This window comes from Pseudomonas sp. ICMP 561, from assembly GCF_002699985.1.
Lineage (GTDB): Bacteria > Pseudomonadota > Gammaproteobacteria > Pseudomonadales > Pseudomonadaceae > Aquipseudomonas > Aquipseudomonas quasicaspiana.
Window position 1 is genome coordinate 250,551 of record NZ_LKBT01000070.1, and the last position, 8,709, is coordinate 259,259.

Below are 8,709 nucleotides of genomic sequence, written 5' to 3' on the forward strand. Positions count from 1 at the left end.
GTCGGCACCCCGCCCTTCAATCAACATGCCGAATGGCTGGCAGATGGTTTATTTAAAGTCCCGACTGCGTATATCCAACCCTGTCAGCAACGGCGTCAAGTTGTATAGACGTTGAGCAATCAGGTGGCGCACGCCGCCCTGCGATTCGAGACGACCAAATACCTGAAGCAGTTGCGAGTCCACCAGCACCTTGCGCTGCCGTTCGGCCAGATCGCGCCAGACCACTACGTTAACCATTCCAAACTCGTCCTCAAGGGTTACGAAGGTCACGCCGCTGGCCGTTCCCGGGCGCTGGCGACCGACCACCAGCCCGGCAACGCTTAACGTGCGGCCATGTTCGAGGTCGAGCAGTTCTTTTGAGCTGCGAAACCGTTTGGCAGACAACTGTCGGCGCAACATCGCCAGCGGATGTGGCCCCAGCGTGGTGCCAGTCGTGGCGTAATCAGCCATCAAGTCCTGGGCGACTGTCGGCAATGGCAATGCAACCTGCGTTTCCACGACACTGTGCTCCGGGCCGAACAAGGGGCGTTGTGCCTCAACACCCGCGACTTCCCAGCGGGCCCGATGACGATGCCCGATCAGGCCACGCAAGGCTCCGGCATCAGCCAGTTGCTCCAGCGCCCGAGCGTCCAGCCCCGCGCGCTGACTCAGGTCCGTGGCGTCCACTAAAGCACTTCGCGCTCTGGCCGCTTCAATCCGCTGACCATCTTCTTCTCGAAAACCCCGAACCATGCGTAGCCCCATGCGTAATGCCAGGGAGCGGTTCCGGTCAGGATGATCGACAGGCTCAAGAGAGCAATCCCAGTTGCTATAGCGCACGTCGACCGGACGAATTTCGATGTGGTGACGACGCGCGTCTTGCAGGATTTGATCCGGACTGTAGAAGCCCATCGGCCAGCTGTTGATCAGCGCACAGGCAAAGGCCGCAGGCTCATGGCACTTCAACCAGCAACTGGCGTAAGTCAGCAAGGCAAAACTGGCGGCATGAGACTCCGGAAACCCGTAGCTGCCAAAGCCTTTGATCTGCTCGAAAATTCGCTGGATGAAGGCAGGCTCATAACCGTTGACGGTCATCCGCTCGGCGAGACGCACCCGATGTGGCTCCAACCCGCCGTGACGCTTCCAGGCGGCCATGGAGCGGCGTAATTCATCCGCCTCGCCGGGCGAATAGTCCGCAGCGATGATCGCCACCTCCATCACCTGCTCCTGAAACAACGGTACACCCAAGGTACGCTTGAAGACTTTCTCCAGTCTGGGCGGATAGGTCACTTCCTCCTCTTTATTCCGCCTGCGCAGATAAGGATGAACCATGTCGCCCTGAATAGGCCCCGGGCGGACAATGGCCACCTCGATCACCAGATCGTAAAACTCCCTGGGTTGCATACGGGGCAGCATCGCCATCTGCGCACGGGATTCAATCTGGAAAACGCCGATGGTGTCCGCACGACTGATCATTTCATAGGTGGCCGAATCGTCCACGGGAAGTGACGCGAGGGTCCAGTCATTACCCCGATAACGGCGCACAAGATCAAAGGTGCGACGTAACGCGCTGAGCATGCCCAAGGCCAGAATATCGACCTTGAGCAAACCGACGGCGTCCAGATCGTCCTTGTCCCACTGGATAATGGTTCTGTCGGCCATGGCGGCGTTTTCAACTGGCACCAGGGTGTTGAGCGGATGTTCGGAAATCACGAAACCACCGGGGTGCTGCGACAGATGCCGGGGAAAGCCAATCAGCTCGCCTGTCAGTGTCAGAACCCGATGCAGTATCGGCGTTTGCGGATCGAAACCGCTTTCACGCAGGCGCTCAGCTGATGGCAGTTCATCGCTCCAACTGCTGAAACAATCGGCCAGCGCATTGATCTGATCAGACGGTAATCCCAGCACTCTGGCGACATCACGGACCGCGCCCGTGCCGTGGTAAGTACTCGCCACCGCCGTCAGCGCTGCCCTGCCCCGGCCATAGCGTTGAAATACGTACTGCAGGACTTCTTCACGACGCTCATGCTCGAAGTCCACATCGATATCCGGCGGTTCATTACGCTCCTTTGAAATGAAGCGCTCGAACAGCAGGTTGCTTTTTTCCGGGTTGAGTTCGGTGATGCCCAACGCAAAGCAGACCACCGAGTTGGCTGCAGAGCCACGGCCCTGACAAAGGATGTGGCGGCTGCGAGCGAACTGGACGATGTCGTGAACCGTCAGAAAATAGCTGTCGAACTTCATCTCGCTGATAAGGCCCAGTTCCTTTTCGATCTGTGCCCTGGTTTCGACTGATGGCCCAAGTGGCCAACGTTTGCGCACACCTTCCTCGGTCTTTTCCCGCAACCACGAAGTGGACGTGTGCCCGGCTGGCACCAGTTCATGGGGATACTCGTACTTCAACTGTTTCAAATCGAAGCAGCAGCGCCGGGCAATGCGTGCAGTTTCAGCCAGCAGAGCTTCAGGATAGAGCGCTGACAGAACTCCGGGCGAACGCAAATGACGCTCGCCATTGGCATACAGATGATGGCCCGCTTCGGCCACGGTTGTGTGATGGCGGATAGCGGTCATGGTGTCTTGCAAGGCCCGTCGACCTCGCGCGTGCATGTGCACATCACCGCTGGCGACGGCTGGAATCTGCAGGGTTTGCGCCAGAGCCAGCAGTGTTTCCAGACGATGCCGATCATCGGGCCCACAATGCAACTCAACGGCTAGCCACAATACATCCGCAAAATGGCTGCTCAGCCACCGGCCTTGCTTTTCCAGGGCGCTGGCTGCCAGCTCGGTATCCGGAACCCACAACGCCAGCAGCCCTGGCATTGGCTGGCTGAAGTCGTTACGAAAGAGTTGATATTGCCCCTTTTTGGCTCTGCGTCGGCCTACGGTGATCAACTGGCAAAGCGCCTGATAGCCCTGAAGGTTTTCCACCAGCAGAACAACCTTGGGGCCGTCAGCGATCTGTATTTCGCTACCGACGATCAAGGGTAATTCAGTTTTTTTCGCGGCCTGCCAGGCGCGGACGATTCCGGCGAGGGTGCACTCATCGGTGATCGCCAGTGCCGAATAGCCATGGGCTTTGGCGCGCTCGAACAGCTCTATGGCACTGGATGCCCCGCGCTGGAAACTGAAGTTCGACAGGCAGTGCAGTTCGGCATAGTGGTCGCTCATGCAAACCAGCCGTGCAGTAACAGGTCGCCTTGCGCGCCAACAGGACGATAAGCCCAGCCACGTTGTCCGCTGCGCGTTTCAACCAGAAAGTAATCGCGCCGCACATCGCCACCGTCCCACCAACCCGATTCGATGCGCTCGGGGCCGGCAAGAATGCGCGTGCCTACGCCCTGTAACGGCTGCGGCTCAGGTAATAACCAACCCGGCCTGGGGACTGTGGGCGCATCGGGCCTGGCCTTGGTCAGCACGTTACGTTGCCATGCGCATTCAGGGCGATGGTCGGCATGCATCTGCAATGCATTGACCGAATCATCGCCCAATCTAGCCCGCAATCGTTCGCGCAGTTGCTCCCAGGGCAAAGCCTGTTGTGGGCGCTCATCGAAAAGCTCCCGGTGGGCAGGCACAAAAGCTGGCAGATCCCGGGCCAGCAAGCGTACGGCCTTCACGGGTGATGTCACCTGGATTTGCTCAAGCCTGCCTCTGGCCAACTCAAACAGCATGCCCGCCTCACGCTCGGCACTGAGCAACCCGACAGGCACAACGCTGTCGGGCCCTTCGTTATGCTCAAGATACAGGCCAAAACGCTGCACGCCACTGTCACGCCCGGCGAGGAATGCGGCCAGATCGGCAATGAGACGCTTGAGGGGAAACAGCAACGCCTGATGAGACTCGACATCGAAATTCAGCTCGATGCGCACGTCGAAATAATCCGGGGGCACATAACACTCCAGGGCAACCGGACGCTCGCCCAACAGTGAATCCAGATGCTGCAGGACCTGCGCCGGGAAACGTCGGGCCAGGGTGTCGCGTGGCAAGCCCAATACCTGACGCAGGTTGCGTAAGCCCATACGGGACAGCGCTACGGCGACTTCACGACTCAGACCCACTCGATCCAGGGGCATTTGCTCAAGCTTCTGGCGTAGATCGCGGGGGCATGTAACGGCCAGTCCATCATGGGCATTGGCCAACATCCGCGCCGCCACAGGGTTGGGAGCGACGACGATGCGATGGCTGAAGCCCAGCGCGCTCAGCTCCTTGCGCAGTCGCGCTTCAAACACCGGCCATGGACCGAACAGGCCCAGGCTGGACTCGATCTCCATCAACAAAACCCGTGAATACTTCAGGCTGACCTGCGAGCTGAAACGATAGGCCCAGGCAGCCAATAACCGGTGCAGGCGTTCGGTTTCGGCAGGATCGTATTCGACCGTGGCAAAATCCCTGACCAGCACCTGTGCACTGGTCAGCGACTGACCGGAGCGCAGGCCAAGCGCCCGAGCCGCCGGGTTGATTGCTTGCAGGATGCGTCGCTGCGCACTACCGCTCACCAGCGCCAGTGGTTCATCAGGCTCGGAACGACGGCGCATGACGCCGTCCAGTGCCATTTGTGGCAGCAGGACACAGGCCCACAACATAGGCGAACCTCAGACGTCAGTAGAGAACGGAATGGGAGAAACCGGTGCCAGACCGCCACGGCATTTGAGTACACGTAATTGCTCAGGCCGGGTATCAATGGCGATTCGCAACGCTGCGGGTGACGGGTTGTGCAACGCCGTCATAGGCCGACAGGCGAAAGCCAGGGTCTGCCCCGTCTCGGCGGCGACTTGCAAGCGGCGCAGTGCGCGATCATCCGCCTGACGTGGCCAGCACAGCACCGCCCCGCAACTGCCAGAGCGCAGACATTGTTCGGCAGCCCACAGCGCATCGCGATCACTTGCCTGAACCAGACTGACCTGACGCATGTCTATCCCGGCCGCAAGCCAGGCCTGGGGATAAGGAATGTAAGGAGGCGCGACGAGCACGACACGTTCGCCGCTGTCGGTCAGTCTGGCCAGTGTCGGCCACAGCAGGCGCAACTCGCCACTGCCATCGGCCGCGATCAGGATCTCGCTGAGTGCCGACGCTGGCCAGCCGCCCGCAGGCAAGACGTTGTCCAGCGCTGAATGGCCAGTAGGCTGCAAGCCGACGGGCGCTGCGGGCTGCCGGCCTTTCCAGACCCGGCGCTCGTCGAGCAGCGCATCGAGACTGACCACGGCGCCCATCATGCACGCCTCACCAGACCACAGAACACACCTTCAATGGCGAAATCCTGATCTGCCTCTACTACGATGGGTGCATAGGCTGGATTACGCGGCAGCAGAACAAAGGCATCGTGGCCCTTTTGCAGCCGCTTGATCGTCACTTCACCGTCGAGTCGTGCTACCACGATCTGACCGTCATGGGCATCGCTGCTGCGGTGTACGCCCACTAGGTCGCCGTCAAGGATGCCATCCTCGATCATCGAGTCCCCCTGAACACGCAGCAGGTAATCGGGAACGCGGGAGAAGGTACTGCGGTCCAGCAGCAAGGTATCGTGGTAGTCCACATCCGGCCCGATCGGCATGCCCGCAGCCACACGGCCCATGACGGGGATTTCCAGCAATTCGGGACGCGGTGCGGACTGAATCAGGCGAATACCCCGAGCCTGATTGGGCATAACCTCGATCAGGCCCGCTTCGGTCAGGGCAATAATGTGTTTGCGGGCCACACTGCGCGAAGCAAAACCAAAGGCTTCGGAGATTTCGGCCAGGCTCGGGGATTGACCTTGCTGCGCGATACGGTCGCGGATGAAAGTCAGGATGGCGCTGCGTTTGGGAGATAATGTGCTCATGGAGCACATTTGTACTCCATTGCATTATCTGTGGCTAGAGCATTTGGTCGGCGAGTCTTGCGGCACTCGAAAAATCAGCTCGGGCAACCCTCGGCACCGTTGTTCAGTCCTTGCTTGTAGTTCTCGTACTCCAGCGAAGCTTTGCCGTTAACCCATCTGAGGGTCAGGACCAGCACTGAATCGAAGTCGTCACCGGTCCAGTCATCCAGGAGTTTGATTTTCTCTCCGGAAGCCTCTTCAGCTACCTTATTGATCAATTCAGGCAGATAGCCGTGGGACCACGCCGTATAGATGGTTGCATCGTGATACTTGTCGCGCATCAACTCATCAGCCAGCGCGCCGGTGTCATTGGCACCGTAGTCAATATTGACTGGCAGACCCAGTTTGATGGCGCTCGGGCCAACCGTCATCAATGGCCGCAGGTAGCTATAGGAGAGATCACCTTCGCCCTCTTCCACATGGCGGCTGGGGTTGGCGGCAAAAATGAAATTGGCTTTACCGAATTGCCGAGGCAACAGCTCGGACAGATCAATGGCGCGGTTCAGGCCTTGGCAATTGAGTTGCCCAAGCCCCATGGAAGGTTTCTCCGCATGGCGCATGAATACCAGTGTCTGAACACCATTCTTGGGTTCGGCATGTACGCCTTTGCCCAGGCTGAACAATACGATAGAGGATGCAACCAGTACCGCGGGAACAAAAAGCCAGGCACAGCGGCGCTGAAACCGGCTGAGGATGGGGAATTTTGAAATTTTCATGGGTCTCTGATTCTGATGTGCAGTAGTGAGGTGCGTAGCGTGAACTGCCTCCCTGACCGGGTCAGCTACCCCGTGCAACTCCCTTTTTCGAGCACTCCGAAGCGTGTCCCTGATACGCCCCACAGCCTAACGCGCACATGTTTCGATCTTGTTGACGTGCCCATAAGAGTCAAAATCGCCCCTAAGGTTTCACGGGAAGCCCTCAAAAGTCCGACAAATCAAAGGATAAGGTGTCATTGAATGCGTGTTTTCTCACGAACAAAACACTGAGCCTGCTTCGGTCTTCTACTTGCGAAGCCCGCAAAATACGGCACTGAGCGCTACCGCCAGACCTGCCAGAGCATACACCCATACCGCCGATGTCACAGGTAACAATAATCCCGCCAACAAAGGCCCAATGCCCGCGCCGATATCCCGCCAGACAGCATTGGCGGCCAATGCCTGTACGCGGTCAGGCCCGGGGTTGCGCTGGGCAACAAGCGTCGTCACCAGCGGCAGTTGCACGGCACGTAGAACCAGCACCCCGCCTGCGCCCAGTATCAACCAGTGAGAGCCGAATGCGATGAGTGCAAGACACGTCAACAGAGAGCAGACCACCAGCATGCGCACGGCGCCAAAGTGGTCCGCAGCACGCCCGCCAACAGGACTCAGTACCATCTCTGAAACATAACGCAGGGCGAGAAGAACGCCTGCCACGATAACGCCGTTCCCGCCCATCACGGTCTGTGCCTGTAAAGCGAGACTGAAGATAAACAAGCCGTCCAGCGCAACGCCTTCGATGAATGACCAGATGGCGACACTGTCCGGGGCTTTAAAGCGTCGACCCGCAGGAGCAGGCATGACATGCGGGTTTTCAGGCAACCCTCGTGCAAGCCACCAGCCGACAAGTGCAGCAACGGCCAGCAGCATGAAAATTACACGCGGGCCATACTCGATGCTGATCAGAGCGCCCAACGGCAGCGCAATCATGGGTCCGATAGCGATAAATGCCCTTGAGCGACCCGAGCGGTGTGCGGCACCCGCCAGTTCCGAGGTTGCCAGCACCTGGGTCGATAGATTCATGGCTGCATAGGCGAGTCCCCACCCGAGACGCAGAATCAGTAGCCACCAGAAGCCTGAAATGAAGGCATTGCCCAAGGCACAAACAGCAGCCGTTGCTGCAGCCAGCATTACTGTGGGCCGATCACCATGACGTGCGTAAAAGCGCACGACGTAGCTGTACCCGAATATCCGCACCAGCCGATTGGCCGCCAGCAGCACACCCGCTTGTGCGAGGCTGATACCAAAAGCCTGAACGTGCATGGGAAGTAACAGATACAGCAAAACATCGCTGGGTAGACACAGCGCCAGAACAATTGCGGAACGACGGGAAGCTACATCAACGGTGCGCGGAGCCGAAGCCATATCCAGAAAGATCCGGTTACAAAGCGGAGCCGCAGCATGCCGTCTCAAGGCGGGTGATGACAACCCTGTGACGACGCAAATAGCTTTTTCTATACCAGTGCATAACCGAAAGAGCGTTTAGGAATAACAGGCATGCTCCCCGTCAATTAATCAAAATATTTTCCATTTACCGCTAAAAAATCCCTACTAGTGTTCCGCAGGAGTGCTACTTTTGCTCTTCGTAAGGACTGTTCGGAAATGTTGCAGAAAGGCACTCCGGCTGACGTAAGAATTCTCTGATTCATACCCAGGCCACTCAGCTTTTGCTGCCGTCTCGACAGCTCCCTTGCCTCCCCATTTGAGCCATGCAATTGCTCGTTTGAAAGAGGTGGGCCTCATGAACAAAGTCACCTTCCCCAATGCTTGTCAGTTGATGCGCTGGTATTTCCATCCGGTGGGCTTTGAAGCCACGATGGACGCTCCCAGCAGCATGGTAGCCCGCCTGTTTGACCGGGCCAGTGGCGAGACAGTCATCGCTGTGGCCGGTCTGCGTTGCGCAACCGTGATGAACGCGACCGAGGTGGAGCTGATTATTGAGGCCATTGAGGCAGAACTGGATTCGTTCGTGCCGTTGCGGGCTGTAGGGACCTGAATAGCCTTATAGCGAGCTCCTGATATTGCGCTATTCCGTAATTGGATGGACTCGCCCAAGCCGAGGCGTCAGTAGCGCCACGGTGGCATTCTTAAGAAGCCAACGACAGCGAGGGCGAGTCCATG

The 8,709-nt window shown here is 58.4% G+C and carries 7 protein-coding genes; 1 reads left to right on the plus strand and 6 read right to left on the minus strand.

The genetic code is table 11. The features are described from left to right. Positions 1–48: 48 nt before the first annotated feature. From AO242_RS29200 to AO242_RS29225, 6 genes are all read right to left on the minus strand, one after another. Positions 49–3,147, minus strand: coding sequence for an error-prone DNA polymerase (locus AO242_RS29200; RefSeq protein WP_099271422.1), 3,099 nt, complete (start codon positions 3,145–3,147; stop codon positions 49–51). Next, complete coding sequence (locus AO242_RS29205; protein ID WP_099271423.1) at positions 3,144–4,559, minus strand: Y-family DNA polymerase; 1,416 nt, start codon at positions 4,557–4,559, stop codon at positions 3,144–3,146. The genes AO242_RS29200 and AO242_RS29205 overlap by 4 nt, the downstream gene beginning before the upstream one ends. A gap of 9 nt (positions 4,560–4,568) precedes the next feature. Beyond that, the gene (imuA, locus tag AO242_RS29210; protein ID WP_099271424.1) at positions 4,569–5,186 is read right to left on the minus strand and encodes a translesion DNA synthesis-associated protein ImuA; all 618 of its coding nucleotides are present in this window, start codon (positions 5,184–5,186) and stop codon (positions 4,569–4,571) included. Next, positions 5,186–5,803, minus strand: coding sequence for a transcriptional repressor LexA (gene lexA / locus AO242_RS29215; protein ID WP_027898521.1), 618 nt, complete (start codon positions 5,801–5,803; stop codon positions 5,186–5,188). Before lexA ends, imuA begins: the two co-directional genes overlap by 1 nt. Positions 5,804–5,868: 65 nt before the next feature. Beyond that, positions 5,869–6,549, minus strand: coding sequence for a hypothetical protein (locus tag AO242_RS29220; protein ID WP_099271425.1), 681 nt, complete (start codon positions 6,547–6,549; stop codon positions 5,869–5,871). 285 nt (positions 6,550–6,834) lie between these two features. Continuing rightward, the gene (locus AO242_RS29225) at positions 6,835–7,953 is read right to left on the minus strand and encodes an MFS transporter (RefSeq protein ID WP_099271426.1); all 1,119 of its coding nucleotides are present in this window, start codon (positions 7,951–7,953) and stop codon (positions 6,835–6,837) included. A 358-nt stretch (positions 7,954–8,311) separates the two neighbouring features. Between AO242_RS29225 and AO242_RS29230 the strand changes: the two genes are divergently transcribed. Continuing rightward, entirely contained in the window at positions 8,312–8,584 is a 273-nt protein-coding gene (locus AO242_RS29230; RefSeq protein WP_164581409.1) for a DUF1652 domain-containing protein, read from the plus strand. Positions 8,585–8,709 lie beyond the last annotated feature (125 nt).